General features: G+C 46.8%; 15 protein-coding genes. 11 read left to right on the forward strand and 4 right to left on the reverse strand.

What is annotated here, in order from left to right; translation table 11 throughout:
* Positions 1-525 precede the first annotated feature (525 nt).
* Positions 526-765 carry a YpsA SLOG family protein gene (locus tag ACYVBJ_RS20780; protein WP_460984227.1) on the forward strand — a complete coding sequence of 80 codons (240 nt, stop codon included), beginning with the start codon at positions 526-528 and terminating at the stop codon, positions 763-765.
* 155 nt (positions 766-920) lie between these two features.
* Here ACYVBJ_RS20780 and ACYVBJ_RS20785 read toward each other — a convergent pair whose 3' ends face one another.
* Positions 921-3,383, reverse strand: a complete 2,463-nt coding sequence (locus ACYVBJ_RS20785) for a PAS domain S-box protein (protein WP_460984228.1) — start codon at positions 3,381-3,383, stop codon at positions 921-923.
* Positions 3,384-4,009: 626 nt separating this feature from the next.
* A complete protein-coding gene (locus ACYVBJ_RS20790; RefSeq protein WP_460984229.1) occupies positions 4,010-4,885 on the reverse strand; it encodes a GNAT family protein in 876 nt (291 codons plus the stop codon).
* Positions 4,886-5,165: 280 nt separating this feature from the next.
* Here ACYVBJ_RS20790 and ACYVBJ_RS20795 point away from each other — a divergent pair, with 280 nt between their 5' ends.
* The 3 genes from ACYVBJ_RS20795 to ACYVBJ_RS20805 all read left to right on the forward strand — a co-directional run bounded on the left by ACYVBJ_RS20795 (position 5,166) and on the right by ACYVBJ_RS20805 (position 9,071).
* A complete protein-coding gene (locus ACYVBJ_RS20795) occupies positions 5,166-7,556 on the forward strand; it encodes a hypothetical protein (RefSeq protein ID WP_460984230.1) in 2,391 nt (796 codons plus the stop codon).
* Positions 7,556-8,296, forward strand: coding sequence for a hypothetical protein (locus ACYVBJ_RS20800; RefSeq protein ID WP_460984231.1), 741 nt, complete (start codon positions 7,556-7,558; stop codon positions 8,294-8,296). Before ACYVBJ_RS20795 ends, ACYVBJ_RS20800 begins: the two co-directional genes overlap by 1 nt.
* Before the next feature lie 226 nt (positions 8,297-8,522).
* Complete coding sequence (locus tag ACYVBJ_RS20805; RefSeq protein WP_460984232.1) at positions 8,523-9,071, forward strand: hypothetical protein; 549 nt, start codon at positions 8,523-8,525, stop codon at positions 9,069-9,071.
* Between the two features lie 492 nt (positions 9,072-9,563).
* On the opposite strand, the gene ACYVBJ_RS20810 is transcribed toward ACYVBJ_RS20805, so the two are convergent.
* Both ACYVBJ_RS20810 and ACYVBJ_RS20815 read right to left on the reverse strand, forming a co-directional pair.
* The gene (locus tag ACYVBJ_RS20810) at positions 9,564-10,517 is read right to left on the reverse strand and encodes an IS3 family transposase (protein ID WP_460984241.1); all 954 of its coding nucleotides are present in this window, start codon (positions 10,515-10,517) and stop codon (positions 9,564-9,566) included.
* Entirely contained in the window at positions 10,457-10,750 is a 294-nt protein-coding gene (locus tag ACYVBJ_RS20815; RefSeq protein WP_460984233.1) for a transposase, read from the reverse strand. The genes ACYVBJ_RS20810 and ACYVBJ_RS20815 overlap by 61 nt, the downstream gene beginning before the upstream one ends.
* Before the next feature lie 66 nt (positions 10,751-10,816).
* On the opposite strand from ACYVBJ_RS20815, the gene ACYVBJ_RS20820 reads away from it, so the two are divergent.
* The 7 genes from ACYVBJ_RS20820 to ACYVBJ_RS20850 all read left to right on the forward strand — a co-directional run bounded on the left by ACYVBJ_RS20820 (position 10,817) and on the right by ACYVBJ_RS20850 (position 21,475).
* Positions 10,817-11,041, forward strand: a complete 225-nt coding sequence (locus ACYVBJ_RS20820) for a hypothetical protein (protein ID WP_460984234.1) — start codon at positions 10,817-10,819, stop codon at positions 11,039-11,041.
* A gap of 507 nt (positions 11,042-11,548) precedes the next feature.
* Complete coding sequence (locus ACYVBJ_RS20825; RefSeq protein WP_460984235.1) at positions 11,549-12,682, forward strand: efflux RND transporter periplasmic adaptor subunit; 1,134 nt, start codon at positions 11,549-11,551, stop codon at positions 12,680-12,682.
* Between the two features lie 68 nt (positions 12,683-12,750).
* A complete protein-coding gene (locus ACYVBJ_RS20830) occupies positions 12,751-15,900 on the forward strand; it encodes an efflux RND transporter permease subunit (RefSeq protein ID WP_460984236.1) in 3,150 nt (1,049 codons plus the stop codon).
* A gap of 81 nt (positions 15,901-15,981) precedes the next feature.
* Positions 15,982-17,382 (forward strand): efflux transporter outer membrane subunit, encoded by a 1,401-nt coding sequence (locus tag ACYVBJ_RS20835; RefSeq protein ID WP_460984237.1) that lies wholly within the window; start codon positions 15,982-15,984, stop codon positions 17,380-17,382.
* 21 nt (positions 17,383-17,403) lie between these two features.
* Positions 17,404-18,519, forward strand: coding sequence for a sensor histidine kinase (locus tag ACYVBJ_RS20840; RefSeq protein ID WP_460984238.1), 1,116 nt, complete (start codon positions 17,404-17,406; stop codon positions 18,517-18,519).
* 73 nt (positions 18,520-18,592) lie between these two features.
* On the forward strand, positions 18,593-19,369 hold the full coding sequence (locus tag ACYVBJ_RS20845) for a LytR/AlgR family response regulator transcription factor (protein WP_460984239.1): 777 nt from the start codon (positions 18,593-18,595) through the stop codon (positions 19,367-19,369).
* 129 nt (positions 19,370-19,498) lie between these two features.
* On the forward strand, positions 19,499-21,475 hold the full coding sequence (locus ACYVBJ_RS20850) for a KUP/HAK/KT family potassium transporter (protein WP_460984240.1): 1,977 nt from the start codon (positions 19,499-19,501) through the stop codon (positions 21,473-21,475).
* Positions 21,476-21,674 lie beyond the last annotated feature (199 nt).

Consider the following 21,674-nt stretch of genomic DNA (forward strand, 5'->3'; position numbering starts at 1 on the left):
GCAGGCCAACGACCAGCATTCGATTGACTGGGACTTGCAGGGGCAATCCAATGGGCTGTATCTGTTGCAGGTGATCAGCGAAGGCGGGGCCGGGCTACCGGCTCAGCGGCAAAGCGTGAAGGTCGTTAAGCCCTAAGCGTGTTCTAGTTATGCATTAACAAAAAAGCCCTGTCCGATCTGGTCAGGGCTTTTTAACTAGCTCATTAATAATTTCTCTACTGCTAAGACGGGTAGGTTACTACTTAGTCACTAAAAGAAGCATGGTCGTTAATAGATGGCTTTTAGTGGCATAAACTATCTACTTAATCCTTACATTTTGAGGTAAATAGCTATATTTGGGCAGTATTCTTGGTAAAAGAATGTTTCATATGAAATTGCCAAAAGCCTGACCGCGATGCGGTCAGGCTTTTTACTGCCATATACTGGTGAGTTGCGAGTGGCATTACAGAATCCTAAAGAAATCTTAGTTTTCTGAGTACCTGGAAAAGCGGAAATATTTAACATAAGATATTGTCCTACAGCAACTTGATATACTCACGTGGCGGATTTGCCCCAAATGTGTTAGCTACCCCGATGCTGGGCAATTTGACCGGGGGCGCCCAGCTCACGCTCGACACCTACCAGCAGGCCAGTAAGCCCTGTCTGATCAATCCAACAGCGGATCAGCTGGCAGCTTGGCTAGAAGAGCATCACGTCCGGGTACTCAACGTGGCCGGCAGCCGGGGCAGTCGCTTGGCGGCTCAGCAGCTAAACGGCTTTCGGTAGCTATTGATCGAAGCGCTGAGTTAAACAAAGTACTTGCTTCAAGTACCAGCTGGCTACGGCGGATGCCTTATTGGGTAATGAAGCCGGTGCTCTTTGGCTAAAAGAAAGGTACCATGAACTAGTTGATAGGTTGACGCCTGTTTCGTCGATTATCCTTAAACGGGGAGATAGACACTGAAGGTGGCTCCCTGACCCGGTTGACTGTGGGCCGTAATGGCTCCCCCGTGGTTAGCCGCCACCTTTTCACAGATGGCCAGTCCAATACCTGTCCCAGCAAACTCCTTTCGACTGTGGAGCCGCTGAAACACCTGAAAGATGCGATCCAGGTACTTCTCATCAAAGCCAATCCCGTTATCAATCACATCAATGCGGTGGTACGCGATCGCATTGCGGCTTGGTTTGATACCTTCTGGAAGGTGTTCAGCCGCCAGCCAGCTCGCCTTGACTTCAATGTGAGGCACAGCGTCAGGACGGCGAAATTTAAGCGCATTTGCCAACAAGTTCTGAAACAGCTGACCTAGCTGGGATGCATCACCCACCACCGTGGGCAACGACTCAACCCGTACCTGAGTGCCTGTTTCCTGAATGGTCAGTTCTAAGGTAGACAGCACAGAATTAAACACATCATCCAATGGGACAGGGCCGCTGGTATCGCGTTGGGTGGAGATGCGCGAGTAATTTAACAAGTCTTTGATTAGGGTGGACATCCGGCTAGCCGCCAGTTGCATGCGCTCAATGTAGTCCCTCTCCTCCCCCACCGAGTCGGCATAGCGGCTCTTGAGTAGATCGCCGAACTGCTGAATCTTGCGCAGGGGCTCCTGCAAGTCATGAGAAGCCACATAAGCAAAGGTTTGCAGGTTGTCATTAGAACGGATCAGCAACTGATTGGCTTCCTCCAGTTCTTCATTGATAGCTGCATACTCTGCGTTGTTAGACTCCAGTTCCTCATTGGTTGCCATTAGTTCTTCGTTAGCCGCAGCCAGTTCCTCAGTGCGTTGCTGGACTTGTTGCTCCAAGGCCAGCTGCAGTTCTCGCTGGGGGGTAATGTCCATGGCTGTTCCATTGAGCCGAACGGCCTTTCCGCTAGCGTCGAAGACTGTCCTGCCCCGCGCATGCAGGATTCGTTTCTGGCCTGTTTTAGGGTGAATGACGGTGTAGCTTTCGTTGTATACCCCGTCGGAGGCTGGATTGAGCGCCCAAACCATCGCCCGGCCAACCCGTTCCTGATCGCCCGCTTCCAGGATTGGAATAACCTGATTATAGGACCGGGCTTTAGGGTCATAGCCAAACCACTCAACTAGCCGGTTCGAAAACGTAAGCCCTTGGGTGGCGACATCGATGCTCCAAGTACCCAGTTGGGCTATTTCAACCGCTTCCCGCAGGCTTGACTCGGCCTCCTCAAGCTTTTGGCGGGCTGCCACTTGTTCCGTCACGTCTACGCTGACGTCCAGCACAGCAAAGATGGCTCCACTTTCATCACGCAGTGGCACGAAGCTAATGTTGAAGTACCGGGTCCGCCTTTCGACTTTGAAAAATACGCCCACTTCCTTGGCTTCAAAGGGCTGGCCGCTGGTGCGAACCGAGTCTATGATCTGAATAAACTTTTGGTCCTCTTCCACCACGCCGGAAAGGAACTGGCGGAATGACTTGCCTTCAAGATCCGGCCCCTGGCCTAGCAGGTCGATCAATAACTGGTTCGGGTTTTCAACAATCATGTCCGGCCCCACAAACACGCCGATGGCGGTGGGCGCGGAGTTGATGATGGAGCGCAGCTTGGCTTCACTCTCTTTTATAGTCTGTCGGACTTCTATTTGTTCGGTGATGTCGCGGGTGATGCCTGCTACGGCCTCCACCTCTCCCTGTTGGTTCAGCACGGGAGCCAGCAAGTAATCATAAATGCGTCGGCCCAGCGTGGCGTGGGGAAACGCCACCTCGCCCCGAATGGGTTGTTTGGTAACGACTACCTGATCAATTTCCCGCTCGTGCATCTGGGCGTGCCAGGGCTCGTAGCCGTTTTCCAGCAGGCTCTTGCCGATGGCTGCCTCCCAGGTACTGCCCCACATGGTAAGCAGCGCCTGATTGACGTACGTGAACCGGTAGGAAAGGTCAAAGACATAGACTAGGTCAGGGGTACTCCCGGTGATGGCTTCATAGATACGCTGCTGCCGCTGGGCTTCCTGTTGGGTTGCCGATTCCCGTTGCCGGGCCTCTACCTGTTGGGTAACGTCCTGAGCAACGCCCGAAAACCGGACGGGCTGACCCGTTTCGTTGAAGTAACTGCGGCCCGTGGACTGAATCCAGCGGATACGCTCATCTTCCCCGATGGTGCGGTAGGTGATCTGATAGTTCCCGCTTGACTGGGGACTAAGTGCCGCCTGAAAAGCCCGATTGACCCGCTCAACGTCATCGGGGTGAATGAAGGGCTGGGTAATCTCGTACGAAAACTGACCTCCCCGGCCTATGCCGAATAGCTCCCGGCAGCGCTCATCCCAGCGAACCTGATTGGTAAGCGGGTTATAGTCCCATATGCCCAGTCCGGCCGCCTGGAGCGCGATGGTGATATCCAGTTGATCACTGAGTGGCTGGAAAGCGCCTAGGGGCAGTTGGTCGCCGGTCATACGTAAACAAGGGTAAAAGCTGGCAAAGCAAGCATTGTAATCAATTGATCTTTTTACGTGGTTACAACGACCTAGAACACCGGTTAGTTATGATTTGACTACTACCGAGGTACGCTTAGCCAGGCGCGTGATCTGCGCAGCCCAAAACTCGCAGCGAAGTACAAACGCCAGTCTAGCCATAGTCTCATTAGGATGTGCGCAAAAAGCTGGGCCGTCGATCAAGTTGTGGCCGATCTTCTACCAGTGAAGGGGGTGTAGCCGGGAAGTTCGATGATAAAAAGATATTCCTTTTGGTCCTTAAGTATTATTCTTTGTTTTGGCGAACACGAGCACATGACAACAAAAAGCCAGCGGACAAGGCTGACCAGGTATATGTTTTTAGAGGATCATACTTCAGAAGAACTAGCGCATCAAACTAAACGCTTAGCCGCTTTTGGCCTAGTCATTGCGCATTGGATACGGATTGAACGGGAAGTCACTACGGACAAACTTTCAGTCGTGAGCACGAGCTGGTTAATCCAATTTCAATTTGATATTCAACAGCTCGTGCGCAAACGGGATGACTTGCGCAGCCACTGTAAGCTATTAGCGGATCGGCAGGGGAATCGTTAAAAAGCCCAGAACACTTAAGCTTTGTCCGTATCGACAGAATTTGGCGCTATGATGACCGTTTTGCTGAGGTCAAGCGAATCCTCTTTCAGTATACGCTGATACTTCTGCTGGACAGCGATCAAGTCAGAGGGACTCTTAACTACCAAGCTAAACAGATCCTGCTTATCCTTGGTCTCCTTAGCCGACAACTGCATCTTGAAGCCAGCCCGCATTAATAGACGTTTGCCCTCGGGCGAATACCCTAACGCTAAAACCGTAACCGGGAAGTTGTTATTAGCCTCTTTCGCTAAGTGCTCGATCGTAAAATAGATCAGTGAGGCTAGGTTCTTTTTGTCCTGGAAATTTGACGTAGACCGGTCCAAGGCGATCTCGGATACATACCAGTTGTTTTTCGTTATGGCGTCGATCTGACCGCGTTCGATCTCCCGTTCCTGGATATAGCCATTCTTTAGTTTTTCAAATACGTCAACCGTCAAGGGCCAGATGCTCAGCGCGCCAATGATTTCGTTGTCCTTAAATAACCCGATAAGTCCACTTTCATAAGCCCGCCACCAGCCCTTGATCACCTCGGTGGGTATACTCGAACTCTTGAAACAGTACTGGTACAAATCGTCGACCTGGCTAAACTCCGCCGGCGTTTCGATGTAACGTACTTCGTACTCGGGCGCGTAGTCCGGATCGGCCAGGACGGGAATGTGTTTCGTTCGGCCATTCATATAAAAGATAGCCCCAATGGCAAGGACCGCAACACTGATGTAGAGGGCCAGGTGAAGGGGTTCCAGCTCCAATAACGATATCGCCGTAGCCAAACTGCCGAGCACGGCCGCTACGCTTTTCACGACAGTTGATTTTGAAACTTCTTTGGTTACAGTGCGGATAATGTGCTGCATAGATCGAAGATTCTTATATATGATCGATTGGCTAAAATACGAAACAAATAGATTGCTTAGATTAAACCTGGCCGCTTTGTGCGTCGGTAAACGAATAAATTTCTTGGATTGGCTATGTACACTATAGGAAGCACGTTTTCAACTGTTTATAGAGAAACCATGAGCCGTTCGGACAAAGCGTTGGCCTGCCTGACTCGTGAGGGGGAAGAGTGCCTTATCTCCGAGGGATTTTGTCCCAAATTCGAAAACTACTAAATGGCAAACGTGAATTTGGCACTATGTGGCAACGCTTTCAAGTCAGGTAAAACGCTCACATAAGGTAATTTCCCTCCGAAAAAACGGGAGTTTTCCCCTTGAACGACTCAAATCAACGTCAGTACTTAGCACTTTTAAAATTAAATTATTTCATCTAAGAGTCACTACAATGGATAACTGGGTGCATACTACAACCAAGCAAAAAGTTGCCCTGTGGTATATACTGTTGGTTATGACGCTGTCTTTTCCACAAACGGGCGCAGCACAGTTCATCAAGACCGATACAGTCATTGAGATTGATACCAACTCAAACATGTTGAACAAAAACCTCCCATTTGATCAACAGTTCCCTCTCAGATTATCTTATCCAAGTACCGACCCCCCTGTATCAATCTCTATTTATAAGATTGATAAGTACGGACAGTATCTGCCCATATCAAGGCGTGAATATTTAATTCCTTATAAGGATATATACACTAAGCCAAGGCTAAAGTCTTATCTGTACAACCCCGTACCTGAGAGCAAGAAATTAAAAATTTATACACAGCGATTTAAAAACTTCCTTAGAAATGTTAAGTATTATCGTGATTATAAAAGAAATTTACGTAATAACTATAATGCAAATTATTCCTTGTACACAATTGAAGCTCGCAATTTTAATAAGTCAAAAATAAACAAGGGTGTAACTACAATCACAGTAAATGTACCACCACTTAACCCAAATCAACAATATAGATTTTCTTTGATCAGACGCGATGGCTCAATAGTTAATTCAGCAATAGATATAGTAAATAGTATAATTGATAATAAAGAGGATAAAGCAAATGAATTATTCGCTAGTATAAATAAAGCTAATGAACTTAACGGAGAGCAAAATCTTAACTTTACGTTTGATGATTTTAAGAGAGTTATAACTTGGTCAGAATTAGATCTTATTAAAAAAAATTCTCGCACTTCTGTTATCAATGAAAATATATATATAATCCCTAGTTCTAACAATTCTTTAGATACTAATATATCTATGAGATTACCATTTAAGTTTGTGTTAAATGGAACAAATTACATAAAAGGTACTTTCGACTTTAAAAATATAATAGCCACGAATAAATTTGGATCAACAACACCATTCACAAAGGGTAAAAATTGGTCAAATGACGCTTGGAAGGCGGGGGAAAAATATAAGTTTTATAGAATTACTTCTTACGAAAATAGAGATGATCCTAAAAACGGACTTCCATCTACTGTTGCATTCATTTCAAAAGATTATTTGTTTAACGGAAACAGCTTAACTCCTGATAATCCAAAACAAGTAGACGACGTTGGGATAGTGGTTAGGCCTCCTCTTATAGAACTGGTTAATAACATTAATGTACATTTATCCACAATAGACAAATTAAACTCTCATAATATATCAAATGCAATTAACCTATTAAAAGATCAATTAATTAGTTTCGACTGCGAAAAAAATGGTAAAATTAATACAATCCCATTTTGTGAAAAGAAAAACGATCTATACTTAGTAATTGACAATTTAAGTACACAAAAAAATTCCTTAGATATTGTTAAAGGATTGATACCAATCAATTACACAACTGATACTGATAAAATAGACGAAAAATCGTTTGAAGCGCGTATTGAAATAATAAAGAAATCAATTTCCCTTTTAGATATAGTACGACAATTTAGTGATTTGCAATATGACAAAGAGCGCGATGTATTAGGCAACACTAATACATCTCTATTTATGGGAACTGGTTTTTCCGTGCGAGCTTTAGTTCAATTAAATTTTTTCAAACTTTCATCTGATCTAAAAAAGTATATTGAAATTTTAGAGAAATCACTTGAGGAATTAAACGCTATAAATAAAGATAAATTAAAATTTGCTGGAATTTTGAATGAATATTTAGATTTAACTAAGAAAGCAAACAATTCTACTGATGGAACAACCGACGTTTTTGATTTTAAAACTAGAAGTAAATTTAGAATAGTCCCTGATTTTGGGGTTATTCTAGCTTTGCCTGGCGCTCAATGGAGAGATGTGCGATCTTCAATTGAGTTTGCCCCTTATATCGGCTTTCACATCAATTTCAGATCAATAAATAAGGATATTCCCTTTAAGCTCGTACGCCATAAAACTGTGTGGCATCGACTTTCATTCATGGCTGGGTTAACACTGTCTTCAATTAAAGCCGAAAATCAGCGGGAAGATTTGTTTGGTTCTAAATCATTAGTAACAGGTATAGGATTTCGGTTGAGCAATGTTGGAAAAATAGCCATTGGTGGCCTTTGGTACAAGTCGCTCGATGCAAATCCTTTATTAGATAACAAGAAAACAAGTGTGGCTCCCTTCATCGGCGCTTCCTTCGATCTTGAGTTGAGAGACCTTTTTGGGGGTATCGTAGATTTATTCAAATAATGAAAAAAGCCTTACTTCTCCTTACCGCAGCTTTGTGGGCATTGTTATCCTGCTCGGATCCTGATACGTATACAGTGACCCCGGAACTGCTTAACAACGCCGTAAAATTTGTTACAACAGATCAGGATTTAGGCGCCGATGGGTACCAGACGCTAACCATCGAAGCTGAACTTATGAAAGATACGAAGGAAAGCAAGCGCGATGTTACATTCACTACCAGCGCCGGAACGTTTGTCGAAGAAGGGAAAACAACGGTAATGGTGAAAGCGGTGCCAGTTTTTAAAGATAATGAAATCAAACTTATAGCCTCTGCTTCCTTAAAAAGCTCTACCAAACCAGAAACAGCTGTCATCAAAGCAAAGGCTGGTGAACTTACTGCCCAAAAATCGCTCACCGTTACCTTCAAATCTGCACCTCCAACTAGTGTCAGCCTTTCCGCTAGCGCCTTTACCATTAAAGCTTCATTTGGAGGAGAGATTACACTTACCGCTAAGCTTACTCGGACGCTTGGGATCCCGACGGTAGGCACGAACGTAGAATTTATTGTCACTAAGCCTGGTAGTAGTACATCAATTCCGTCAGTTGTGTACCGTAGTAAGAACCAAAGCAGTGATGACACTGGTACCACCTCTGCCACATTTGCCATATCTGACACAACGTTTTTAGGCAAAGCAACAGCAACCGTTAAGGTTAAAGATTCGACCTTACAGGATACTGTAAATATATTTATCACCAAATAGCTGCTAGCGCCGAACAACTCTTCGGCTGATTGATCTAAAGATCTACCCACTAGTAAAGCGCATATAAGCTTTATAGGGTTGAAAACGAGCGTCCTACAGGGCTACTTACCTCACTCGGTACTATTCGCGTGATTTTGTCTCAAACCCGACAACAATTGTCCTAGATCCGACATAGGTGGTTATTAGCAAGTGTGCATATTTGGGGGAGTAAACAAACCTCCCTTTAATGAAGAACCTTCTCCTTGTTTTACTTTTCCTTCCGTTGTGCGCTACCGCTCAGCAAACCGCTAAAAAGTCGATAGAAGCCGAGAAAGAACTCAGCAACGCCGAGCGTTTCTCCGAGAAATCAGGTACGCTCATCAAGCGTGAATACGAAGACGTCGGTACACTGAAGAAGTGTAAAATCCAGATTGCCACTTTCACCGACATCATCAGTGGGCAAAAGACCAAAGCCCTCCGCTTCGAGTACGAGGCTTACACTAGTCTGGGCGCTGATACCAAGTTAGCCCTTCTGGATGCCGATGAGATAGACGGGCTGATCAAGTCGATCAACTACCTGCAAACCGATTTACTGCAATCCAAACCCGCCAATTATACCGAAGGGTATTACCGCAGCCGGGGCGGGTTCGAGTGCGGCTGCTTTAGTGGCGATAAGGGCTGGTCCGCGTTTATGAAGCTCGAGCGCTTCGATTCCAAGTCATACGTATTCATTAAGCCCGAAGACTTGACCGAGCTGCTGGCCCTGCTGGCTGCGGCCAAGGTTAAGCTGACGTAAAAGGGGTGTTAGTCAGTAAGCCACTTGGGATGCGTTATGAGCTGCCTTACTATTATCTCTGGAACACATTTGAATGACTAAGCACACCTAGCTCGAAATTCTATTGTTTTGGCTTTCGTAAAACCGGAGATTTCCCGTTGACTGCTCCAGGTACTACCTGTACTTTTCCGGTTAACTCGAAAACGGTTGGAAACCGACTCTATCCAAGCTATACCCATCCCTAAACCATATGAAAACTTTAATTACCCTGCTTATAGTGGTTCTGTCCTTTTGCCTGGTTAGGGCTCAATCCACAGCAACCATCCAGCTACCCACGATGCTCGTAGACTGGGACAAGAAAGAATTTAAGAGTGAAATACCCAGTAATTCACCCTTTCTGTTAAAAGTGTATTCTGCATCACCGATTGGTAGCACATTAACACTTGTTAGATTCCTAGATACTAAGCCAACTTTTTACTATAAAGAGATACCGTTAATTTGGGGTGGTCCGATTTAGCGGTACACTGAACTTGCAAGTTTAGTGTAATACTCCTGTTCAAACTGGTCAGGGCTTTTGTAACCCAGCGACGAATGCTTGCGCACCCGATTGTAGTACATTTCAATATACTCGAAGATTTCAGTTCGAGCATCGTCCACACTCAGGAATGTACCTCCTTCCAATAATTCCGCTTTCAGGCGGCTCCAGAATGACTCCGCAAAAGCATTGTCATAAGGGTCGTCGGCTCGGCTCATACTGGGCCTGATCTTCCATAAACTGATTAGTGCGTGCAGATCATTCGATACATATTGACCACCCCGATCCGAGTGGGTAATCAAGCCGGGTAAAGGCTGGCGAGATTGCAAGGCGTTATGCAGGGGTATGATAACCAAGTCATCCTCCATATTGTCATCGACGCGCCACCCTACAATTCGCCGGTAAAACAGATCCATCCAGGAGCCTAAATAGGCCCATTCTCCATTCGTCAACGGCAGATACGTGATATCACTCACCCAAATCAAATTAGGGCCTTGTGGTAAGGGTTGATCTAACAATAGGTTAGGCCAGTAGCCTTTTCCATGAGTGCTATCCGTCGTGCGAGGCACAAACGACTTAGGTTGAATAGGCTGTAAACCAGCTTGTTTCATAAGTGTCCGCACTTGATGTCGTCCCACTTCATGGCCTTGCTCTTTCAATTCAGCCACAATCCGTCGGCTCCCATAACGTCGTTTATGATCGGCGAAAACCTGTTCGATCAATTGCTGTTTCTTTCCCTTTTCAAGCGTTGGTTTGTAGCTATCTCCCCGCTGGTAACGATAGTAAGCTGTCCGGCTCACTTCCAGTACAGAGCAAAGTGTTTCGACCGGAAACGTATTGGCCAGTGCATGAATGAGTTCATAGTATAACTTCAGGTCTGTCGGCTGAAAATGCTCAAGGCTTTTTTTAAGATCTCGCGCTCGGTTTCCAATTGTCGTACTCGATCCTTGAGTTGCTGATTTTCCAGAGCTAGCTCATTTTGCTCACCATTTGCTTTTTTTACCCCTTGGTTCTGGTTTTTCCAGCGGTAGATCAGATTCTCTGAAACGCCTAAGGCCTTGGAAATATAGGCGGCAGTCTGGCCGCTAACCAACATTTTAACGACTTCGTTTCTGAAGTCGGCATCATATTTTCGCCGAGTTTTGGGTTTGCTGGATTGCTGCATGGTCTTGCGAAGTTAAGCAAGTCCAGTGTGCCGATAAATTAGACCATCTCAGTTTAAGTATAGACCATGAAGAAAATAGCTACCTACACCCTTCTTTTTGCCTTAACCGGCTGTAAGTTCCTCGGAATCGGTAAACAGTGCTTTACCTGTACAACCCTGGCTAAAGCCGGCTCAACTAGTACCTCTTACAAAGAGGACGTTTGCTGTACTACGGATATGAATAAGTATCGCAACCAGAATAGCGGTATTAAAAACGGCGTATCGCTTAACACCACCTGCACAGAGAAGTAAACGAATTATCAGTCCGCTCCTGGACGATTTTGGCTTACTCTTTCAATTCTGAACGTCCTTAACGCATCCGCACGGCAGTAACCAAGATTAGGTAGTTAGTACGTCACGGAGCGTTTCGAATACTCACGGTCGGCGGCTGCTGTCATTAGTGAAAAATCTGTCTCTTAAACTCAGGTGTACCGCTGAACGTGAGGCTTTGATTTGTGAGATAACTTTTTAAGAATCAGTCTAGCTGTACTTAACACGAATGGCTAGGATTCGGTAAGCGACCCTTAAAAGGGGCGTTTAACGAGATAGGTAGTATTAAGGAAACGCACGCCAATGTTCAAAGCTTGACGTTAGCATTATGCCGACCACGCTAACGCGCTCTGTCAGGGCAGAAACTGCTGTCGGGCCAGATGAGTGAACGATTCGTCTGCTTGAGTAGCTGCTTTGGATGGTTGGGTAACTAAAATCGCTCGTTCCACAAAGGGCATCCTACCTTTGAGATAATCAATTGCTTTATTAGTGAAACAGGTTCATCTTTATAAAATACTCTTTTTTGTTGGGCTATTGCTCAGTAGCTTCGTCGGCCTTCAGGCTTGCCAATCTTCGGCTGATACCCAAACCAATCAAGTGCAAGCGGTCCCTCAAAAACGGGCTATACTCACTTTGCAGGAAAACTCGGTAACGCTTCAAAAAGATTACCCCACCCGTATTGAAGGTAAAATTAATGTGGATATCCGACCGCAGGCGGAAGGTTATATCCAGAAAATATACGTCGAAGAAGGCGCATTCGTTAAAGCTGGACAACCTCTTTTTAAAATTGCAGATGCGCCCTACCTCGAACAGCTCCACACCGCTCAGGCCAGTTTAGAAGCCGCTCAGGCAGAGCGTCAAAAGGCTAGTCTGGAGGTGGAGAAATTCACCGAGCTTAGTCAAAGCCGGGTTACCTCCGAGTTCCAGTTGAAAACGGCTCGAGCCAGTTATGAAACGGCCAAAGCCAACGTCGCTTTGCAACAAGCAGCCGTAGCCTCGGCCCGGATTAAGCTGGACTTTACCCTCGTCAAAGCACCCGTAAGTGGCTATATTGGCCGCATCCCTAAGCGAGTTGGAAATCTGGCTTCTCCAACGGATACATTGCCCTTAACGACGCTATCCGATATTAGCCAGGTCTACGCCTATTTCTCGATGACTGAGCAGGATTTTCTCCAGCTTAGTCGGACATCGGACCAACCAGTAACCCAAACCATCCAACACCTTCCTGGTGTACAACTCATTCTAGCTGACGGAAAGCCTTTTGAACAGCCGGGTAAAGTACAGATGGTCGATGGTCAATTTGACACGGGCACGGGAAGCATCAGTGTTAGGGCCGTCTTTAATAACCCCCGCTATTTACTTCGTTCGGGGAATACGGGCCGTATTGTGCTGCCGGAAACCCGGCAACATGTGCTGCTAGTGCCTGTACAGGCAACGACCGACATTCAGGACAAGATATATGTTTTTCGTCTTGACAAGGATAACCGCGCCCAACGGGTAACTATTACCGTCAACGGTAAAAGCGGTGATAACTATGTTCATGCCCAGGGACTCAAGGCTGGGGATCGCATTGTTGCCAAGGATGCGACTCTTGTTACTGAGGGAGAACTGATACAGCGCTAATTGTCCCATACCTAACGTCTTCATCTCGTCTATGGCTGGAATCATCCAGCTCGTATCATCCGATTGGTATGCTTAAACAGATTATTCATAGACCCGTGCTAGCCACTGTTATTTCAATTGTGCTGCTGTTGCTGGGTACTATCTCGCTGACTCGTCTGCCGGTGACTCAGTTCCCCGACATTGCCCCGCCCACCATTTACGTAGCTGGCGCTTACCCTGGTGGTAACAGTGAGAGCGTAACTCGTTCCGTTATTACCCCCCTGGAAGAAGCCATCAACGGGGTAGAAAAGATGCAGTACATCAAATCCACCGCAGGAAGTGATGGCTCATTTAGTATCCAGGTCGTTTTCAATCAGGGAACCGATCCGGATCAAGCCGCCGTTAACGTGCAAAACCGCGTCGCGCAGGTCAATAGCCAGATTCCGGCTGAAGTCATTCGGGCGGGTATTACCACGACGAAGCAACAAAATAGCAACATCATGTTTTTTAACGTGATGAGTCAGGATTCGGCCAAATTTGATGAATTGTTTTTGCAAAACTACGCCAAAATAAATCTGATACCGGCCCTAAAACGGATTCCGGGCATTGGTAATGTGCAGGTATTCGGCGGCAAAGACTATACCATGCGCATCTGGCTGGACCCGCAAAAGTTAACGGTTAACGGCCTGGTCCCTCAGGATATTGAGACGGCAATTGCCAATAGCAGCCTGGAAGCTTCGCCGGGTAAGCTAGGCGAAGAATCGAAAGCTCCGCTGCAATACATTATTAAGTATAAAGGAAAGCTGAGCAAACCCGAGGAGTTTGAGCAAATTGTCCTAAAGGCGAACGCGGATGGCTCCATGTTACGCATTCGGGATGTGGCCCGCGTCGAGTTCGGTTCTGCGTTTTACGACAGTGACAATAAAGAAAATGGCAAACCGGCCGTCACCATGGCGATTCAGCAAATCAGCGGATCCAATGCCAACCAGATTGAAATTGCCGTTCGTAAAACGCTCGATGAGGTGAGTAAGTCGTTTCCTAAGGGCATTGAATATCATATTTTTCAAAGCGTCAAAGAACGGCTCGATCAATCCATTGATCAGGTGAAAAGCACGCTGATTGAAGCCTTTGTGCTCGTATTTATTGTCGTATTCCTGTTCTTACAAGATTGGCGCTCAACGCTAATTCCGGCCATTGCCGTACCCGTCGCCATTATTGGGACGTTTTTCTTTTTGCTACTCATTGGCTTTTCGATTAACGTATTAACCCTCTTTGCGTTGGTGCTCGCCATTGGAATTGTCGTGGATGATGCCATTGTCGTTGTTGAAGCCGTACACGCCAAAATGGAAAACGAGCACTTGGAGCCCCAGGAAGCGACGAGTTCGGCTATGCAGGAGATTACAGGTGCCATTGTGTCTATTACGCTGGTCATGGCCGCCGTATTTCTTCCCGTAGGGTTTATGAGTGGCCCGGCGGGCGTCTTTTACAAGCAATTTGCCTTTACGCTAGCCATTGCCATTTTGATTTCGGCCGTCAATGCCCTCACGTTAAGTCCCGCCCTGTGTGCTCTGTTTCTCAAACCCTCGCACCAAGAAATACTAAAGAAGAATTTCAAGCAACGCTTCGTTACCGCCTTCAATACGGGCTTTGACCAGCTAACGACCAGATACGTTCGCAGTATCCAGTTTTTTATGGTCCGAAGATGGCTTGGCGTTGGTCTCCTGACGCTGGTAACAGGTCTGGCTTTTTTACTGATGAATTGGGCACCTAAAGAATTTGTGCCCAATGAAGATGATCGCTTTTTGATGTATTCGTTGTCACTACCCGCGGGAAATAACCTGAAATTTACCACTAGTACCATCCACCGGATTGATCAGGCTTTGCAAAAAATGCCTGAGGTGGAACAGGTGACCAGTATTTCGGGTTATAATCTGCTCAGTAACAGCGCAGGACCATCCTATGGGTTAGGTTTTATGCGGCTGAAACCCCAAGAAGATCGGGGTGATATCCAGGACATGGATCAAATCCTGGAAGCCATTACGCAACGACTAGAGGGTGTCAAGGAAGGCGAGTTGAGCTTATTCCGTTCGCCCCCCGTGGAAGGGTTTGGCAGCGTCAATGGGGCCGAACTCGTTCTACAGGATAAAACGGGAGGGAGTTTGGAAGCCTTCAGCCAAAAGGCGCAGCAGGTCGTGAGTGAGCTGAACCAAGACCCTTCCATTGGATCCGCCTTTACTACCTTCCGCACTGATTTCCCCCAGTTTGACGTGGTCGTGGATGCCGATAAAGCTTTTCAACTCGGAACCACACCCCGCGATGTGATGACGACGCTTCAGCTTTTTTACGGCGGTGCCCAGTCGAGTGATTTTGTTCGGTTTGGCAAATTTTACCGGGTGAATATCAAAGCAGAAGGGCAATACCGGATGGACGAAGAATCGCTTAATCAGGTATTTGTAAAAAATAATACCGGCCTGATGATTCCCGTTGGCAACCTGGTGAAACTGCATAAAGTGTACGGCCCGGAAGTCATTAATCGCTACAACCTCTTCAACAGTATTACGGTGAACATCATGGCCAAAGATGGCTACAGCAATAGCCAGATCATGGACGCCACGGAAAGACTATTACGTCAAAAATCAGCTACGGGACTGAGCTATGAATGGAGTGGCCTAAGCCGGGAGGAGAAAGAATCAGGCGGACAGATGGTGTTCATTTTTGGTATGTGTGTCCTCTTCACGTATTTCTTGCTTTCAGCCCAGTACGAAAGTTATTTGTTGCCCTTAGCCGTTATTTTATCCATCCCAACCGGAATTTTAGGCGTCTACCTGGCCATTGGCCTGGCAGGTATCACCAATAATATTTACGTACAGATTGGCTTAATCATGCTGATTGGCCTCTTAGCCAAAAACGCCATTTTGATTGTCGAATTTGCGTTGAAGGCTCGCCAATCAGGAATGACGCTCGTGGAAGCCGCCGTGGAAGGGGCCCGACAACGCTTTAGGCCGATTCTGATGACCTCCCTGGCTTTTGTTGCGGGTCTGGTGCCTCTTATGTTTGCCAGCGGTGCTTCAGCGGTTGGGAACCGCTCCATCAGCACCAGTGCGGCCGGTGGTATGATCTCCGGCGTGGTCCTAGGCCTACTCATCATTCCGCTTTTGTTTGTCCTCTTTCAGTCACTTCAGGAACGAATCAGTCGTAAGCCAATCGCCAAGTCGGTAGCCATACCAGAAACCGTGTAAGCAAACTCACCCATCCTAACCGGCTTGCCTTGCCTAAAGACAACGTCAGTCGGTTAGTAACGTCGATTGATACAGACCCTCATGAAAATTAGCTATCTCATTCCCTTTTTGATCCTGAGTGTATGCTCCTGCCGGGTGGGCAAAGAGTTTAATCGGCCTGAGTTGAACTTGCCGACAGCGTATCGTCAGGAACAGCGATTGGACACAACCTCTCTGCCCTTGCCCCCCGTGCGGGACTTTTTCGCCAATCCAGTCCTTCAACAATTAATCGATACTGCGTTGGTATTCAATAAAGACCTGCAGATCGCCATCAAAAACATGGAGTCCGCCCGGACAAGCCTTAAACAGGTTCGGCTTAACTACCTACCCGATTTAACGGCGCAAATTCAGGCAAGCCGTGTCCGGTCCGCCCGCAACAGCTTTGCGGGTCTGGGAAACGAAGCCTTTGTCGGCCAGTTAACCATCAACGATTTCACCGCAAATGTAGGGCTGAACTGGGAGGTAAATTTGTGGGGACGGGTAGCGCGTCAGAAGGAAGAAGCCCTCTATACGTTGCTGCAAAGCGAGGAAGTAAAACGGGGAATTCAAACCCGGTTAGTGGCCGATGTGGCCAGTGCCTACTACAGTTTGTTGATGCTTGATCAACAACGCGCCATTGCCCTCCAGAGCCAGGTATTGAGCGACACCACCCTACTGATCACGCAAGCCCAATTCAAGGTGGGTGAAGCCACCTCACTCGCTATCCAACAAGCTAGTGCGCAAGTAGAAGTGACTCGGCAGCTTATTCCCCTAATTGAACAAAGTATCAACCAGCAGGAGAACGCTCTGCGTCTGCTCTGCGGTCAATATGCTCGTAGTGTGATCAGGCAGAGGCAGCCCCATGCGGAGTTGACACTTAACCCAACAGCTGGTTTCCCCGTATCGATGCTGGCGGCCCGACCTGACGTTCGGGCGGCTGAAAATGCCTTGCGGGTCTCGGTCGCCCGGACCGGCCTAGCTCAAATTGCCCTTTATCCCCGGCTCACCATCACGGCACAAAGTGGGTTGAGTACGTTTCAGGCATCGAACTGGCTAAGCATACCCGGTTCCCTCTTCTGGAATGCCATTGGTGGCCTGACGCAACCTATTTTTCAGCGGGGTCAGCTCAAAACGCAGTATGAACTGGCGTCTCTGGAGCAGGACAAAGCCGCTCTGACTTTTCAGCAGGCTGTCTTGGTGGGTTACTCCGAGGTATCTACGGCGTTAATCGCTTACCAGAAACTGGACGAGCAGTTAAAGGCTGCAACTCGTCGACGTCAAGCGTTAGAAGAGGGAATTGGCTCAACCCGGTTGTTGTTTAAACATGGCATGGCAAACTATCTAGAAATTATTACAGCTCAAAGTAACTTTCTACAATCCCGGCTGGACCAAACCCAGCTCGAACGGAATAAAGTGGCTGTCACTGTCGAACTCTACCGGGCCCTTGGTGGGGGATGGAAGTAACGTTTAGCCACCGCTCAACATATGACCCACGGACGCTTAATCCCCACCCAGAATATAGACCCGCGCTACTGGCGATTGGCCTTAGTTCCACTTGTCTACCTGGCCATTCAGGTCCTCTCGTTTCTGTTAAATCCAACGGGTATCATTTGGAAATACTACATCCAGATGTTGCCTAAGGAATGGGCGATTGAGTTAGGCATTGGCTTTTTCTTTAGCTGGCTGATCAGTGAAGGAAGCCTTGGGATTGCCCGCGGTCTGGAACGCCGTCTCCCCTGGTCAGATGCCCCGTTAGCCCGTTTTCTGTTGCAAACGGTCTTCACCCTGCTGACGTGCGTGGTTATACTGGCGCTTGAAGATCGGGTTTACAAATTGGTGTACCCGGCTGCGTTAAGCCTTCAGGAAACGCTGGAGGTTTATCAAACCTTTATCGTCAGTTTAATCGTAGCCCTGATGGTGAGTGGCCTGTACACGGGCTACTATTTATTACAACGCTGGAAATCCACATTGGAAGAAGCGGCCGACTTGAAAATAAAAGCGCTTGAATCAAAAGAAAGTGCGTTACAGGCGGAGTTGCAATCGCTCAAACTGCAATTGGATCCGCACTTTCTGTTCAACAATTTTAGCACGCTGTCCGAGCTCATTCTGGAGGATGGTCCAAAAGCGTCACTGTTTTTAGACAACCTCTCGAAGGTGTATCGGTACATGATCCAGAATGTAAAGCATGATCTGGTTCCCTTGCGAGAGGAGATTGCGTTTGTCAAGGCCTACTTATACTTAATTCAAATTCGGCATGGCCATCAGGTACAGATCAAACTAGATATAAGCCCTCCGCTGAATTCGCTTTGGATTCCACCGATTACGGTTCAGTTGCTCATCGAAAATGCCATTAAGCACAATCGAGCGACTCTCGCGCAGCCGTTACACATTCATATTTATACGAAAGGACTATGCTTAGGGGTGTCTAATAATATACAGCCCTTTTCTAATCCGCTTCCTTCGTTAGGAATGGGATTAGCCAACATTAAAAATCGCTACCAGATCCTATCGAGTCAGGTTCCATTTGTATGTTCAGAAAATAGCACCTTCCAGGTGGAACTCCCTTTATTAGAATTTCCTACGTATAAACCTGTGATATAAAAACGATAAAGCCATATCAGCAGGTAACAAAGCCAATACAAATACTTGATCGACTACTTCTTGTATTTTTCTTATGAGTGCACTCGGTATACTCCTCATTGAAGATGAACAGCCAAACGCTAATCGTCTCCAGCGCCTATTGCAGACGATTCACCCCGATCATCAAATCGTAGCCATCTTAGGTACGGTTCAGGAGAGTGTTCAGTGGTTGAAGACGAATCCTAAACCGCAACTGATTTTGATGGATATCCGGTTAGCGGATGGGATCTGTTTTGATATTTTTTCTCAAGTAAACGTGATAAGCCCGATTATTTTCACGACGGCTTACGACGAATATTTGATGCAGGCCTTTAAGGTAAACAGCATCGATTATTTGCTCAAACCAATAGATGCGGATGAATTGACCCGAGCGCTGACTAAGTTTGAGCAACTACATCCCGCTCAGTTGGCACCTGACCCGTCTAGTATATATGCGGAGCTGATGGCGCTTTATAAAGCACAAGTCAAACCCTTCCGGCAACGCTTTCTTTTGCCCTATAAGGATGGCTATATCACGCTACGGGTTCAGGACGTCGATTATTTTTTTTCGGAAGCTAAACTCACGTTTGCTCACCTGATGAGTGGAGAGCAAATGATAATTCCATTGACGCTGGAAGAACTGGAAGCCGAACTGGATCCCGGTCATTTTTTCCGGGCCAATCGGCAGTACATTATCCAGGTCAATTCGATCCAACGTATTCATAACTATTTTAACGGAAAACTGAAAGTGATAGCGGGTAGTCATACCCCCACGGAGATCATCATCAGCAAAGAAAAAGCCACTGCCTTCAAAGGCTGGCTAAATCGATAAGGTGCGAAAACGGCCTACTCATCCGTGGTCAAAACAAATCCACTAGGGAGTAATTAGACGTGGCATCCTGTGATCGTCTGCACGCTTAAACCGGACGAATTAAACTTTGCTTCGAGTTCATCAACCACTATGAGTACGCATTCAACCAACAAAGTATCGGCCGCTGGTCTGTTAATAGCTCTGGGTATTATTTATGGCGATATTGGCACATCCCCCCTGTACGTGCTAAACGCCATTCTAAAGGGTAAACTAGTAACGGACGAGTTGATCCTGGGATCTTTATCGTTGGTCATCTGGACGCTTACCCTGCAAACGACCCTTAAATACGTGGTATTAACCCTGCGAGCCGACAACCGGGGGGAAGGAGGCATTTTTTCGCTGTACGCCCTGGTTAGACGTCGACGCAAATGGTTGGTGTTCCCGGCTATTGTTGGTGGAGCTTCATTATTAGCGGATGGCATGATCACGCCACCGATGTCAGTCACCTCCGCCATTGAGGGGTTGCGAAACATTGAGTCGCTGCATGGGATCACCGATTATACGATTGTCGGTATCGTGCTGGGTATTATCAGTGCCTTGTTTTTTTTGCAGCAATTTGGGACTGCCTCCATCGGAAAGCTGTTTGGACCGGTGATGTCGCTTTGGTTTATCATGCTGGCCGCGTTGGGTTTGCTTCACCTGGCCGATGACATTAGTATCGTCAAGGCGTTTAACCCCTATTACGGTATTTATCTGCTTTTCACTTATCCGCAGGGGTTCTGGATTTTGGGGGGCGTATTTTTATGTACGACGGGAGCAGAAGCGTTGTATTCTGATTTGGGACACTGTGGCCGCAGTAACATCCAAGTATCCTGGGTATTTGTAAAGATCTGTTTGATTCTCAATTATCTAGGTCAGGGAGCGTGGCTTTTGTCCCATCGAAACGGACAACCGATTAGCGAAGCGATGATTCAGGCTGGCTTTAACCCATTCTACAAACTAATGCCGGAATGGTTTCTGCTGATCGGAATTATCATTGCCACTAGTGCAGCTATTATTGCGAGTCAGGCCCTGATCAGTGGTTCATTTACGCTCATTAACGAAGCCATCCGGTTGAACCTCTGGCCTAAAATGCGCATTAAGTATCCTTCCGAAGTCAAAGGTCAACTGTATTTACCAGGCATCAACGTCTTGTTATTTATGGGTTGTTGTGGGATTGTGCTTTACTTTCAAAAATCCACCAACATGGAAGCCGCCTACGGTCTGGCTATAACACTGTGTATGCTAGCCACTACCGTTCTGTTTGCCAATTATTTATTCATGCGCTGGGTGGCAGGGGTCCTAGTCTATTTGTTTTTGGGCGTTTATCTGCTGATCGAAGGCAGTTTTCTAGTCGCTAATCTGGATAAGTTTCCCCATGGTGGCTACGTGGCCCTTTGCGTGAGTGGTGTTTTAGTTGTGGTCATGTTTGTTTGGTTCAAAGCCCGAAAGATTAAAAATCGCTACGTAGAGTTCGTTCGTTTGGATCCTTATATACCACTTCTCAAGGAGTTGAGTCATGACCTGTCAATACCTCAGTATGCTACGCATCTGGTTTTTCTAACCAGTGCCGACAATCCCGAGGAAATTGAACATAAAATCATCTACTCGATTTTACAGCGTAGACCCAAACGGGCTGACATCTACTGGTTTGTGCACGTGGATACGGTGGATGATCCGTATCGAATGGACTATAAAGTGGAACACATCGCTGCTGACGACATTATTCGCGTCGAATTCATTCTGGGATTTCGGGTTCAGCCACGCCTGAGTCTACTGTTCCGGCATGTGGTTGACGAGTTAGTTCGAGCCCAGGAAGTAAACATTATTAGTCGCTACGAAAGCTTGGAACGCAGGAAGGTAGTGGGTGACTTTACCTTTGTGGTTACCGAAAAATACCTAAGTCAGGACAATGAACTGCCGTTTGGGGAGCGGTTGATTATGGGGATTCATTTTTGGTTAAAATCAATCAATTTGTCGGAAGAGAAAGGTTTCGGTTTGGATACCAGCAACGTTGTGCTCGAAAAGTTTCCGTTGGTTGTATCTCCTGTACCTAAAATTCATCTAAATAGGCTATTCGACAAGTAGCCTGGTTAGTCCTTCGTTTGAATCCGAAATTTATATCCTGTTGGAAATAGGAATTGATTATTCTCAAATAATGCTCCCGCGTGAGACGAACGAGTTTATCCATCTGCCTTTATGCTGCCGTTGGGTTGAGAAGAATCGAGAAAGAGGACACGCATGCCCGCAGCAGTCACTAATTTGTTAAAACTTCTTAACGGCTTAC

It is taken from the genome of Spirosoma fluminis (genome assembly GCF_054778895.1).

What these genes read in the sequence shown, in the direction of transcription:
- ACYVBJ_RS20845 (WP_460984239.1), top strand. Translation starts at nt 18,593, where the DNA reads ATGAGTGCACTCGGTATACTCCTCATTGAAGATGAACAGCCAAACGCT.
- ACYVBJ_RS20815 (WP_460984233.1), bottom strand. Translation starts at nt 10,750, where the DNA reads ATGCAGCAATCCAGCAAACCCAAAACTCGGCGAAAATATGATGCCGAC.
- ACYVBJ_RS20840 (WP_460984238.1), top strand. Translation starts at nt 17,404, where the DNA reads ATGACCCACGGACGCTTAATCCCCACCCAGAATATAGACCCGCGCTAC.
- ACYVBJ_RS20850 (WP_460984240.1), top strand. Translation starts at nt 19,499, where the DNA reads ATGAGTACGCATTCAACCAACAAAGTATCGGCCGCTGGTCTGTTAATA.
- ACYVBJ_RS20785 (WP_460984228.1), bottom strand. Translation starts at nt 3,383, where the DNA reads ATGACCGGCGACCAACTGCCCCTAGGCGCTTTCCAGCCACTCAGTGAT.
- ACYVBJ_RS20800 (WP_460984231.1), top strand. Translation starts at nt 7,556, where the DNA reads ATGAAAAAAGCCTTACTTCTCCTTACCGCAGCTTTGTGGGCATTGTTA.
- ACYVBJ_RS20835 (WP_460984237.1), top strand. Translation starts at nt 15,982, where the DNA reads ATGAAAATTAGCTATCTCATTCCCTTTTTGATCCTGAGTGTATGCTCC.
- ACYVBJ_RS20820 (WP_460984234.1), top strand. Translation starts at nt 10,817, where the DNA reads ATGAAGAAAATAGCTACCTACACCCTTCTTTTTGCCTTAACCGGCTGT.
- ACYVBJ_RS20790 (WP_460984229.1), bottom strand. Translation starts at nt 4,885, where the DNA reads ATGCAGCACATTATCCGCACTGTAACCAAAGAAGTTTCAAAATCAACT.
- ACYVBJ_RS20830 (WP_460984236.1), top strand. Translation starts at nt 12,751, where the DNA reads ATGCTTAAACAGATTATTCATAGACCCGTGCTAGCCACTGTTATTTCA.
- ACYVBJ_RS20805 (WP_460984232.1), top strand. Translation starts at nt 8,523, where the DNA reads ATGAAGAACCTTCTCCTTGTTTTACTTTTCCTTCCGTTGTGCGCTACC.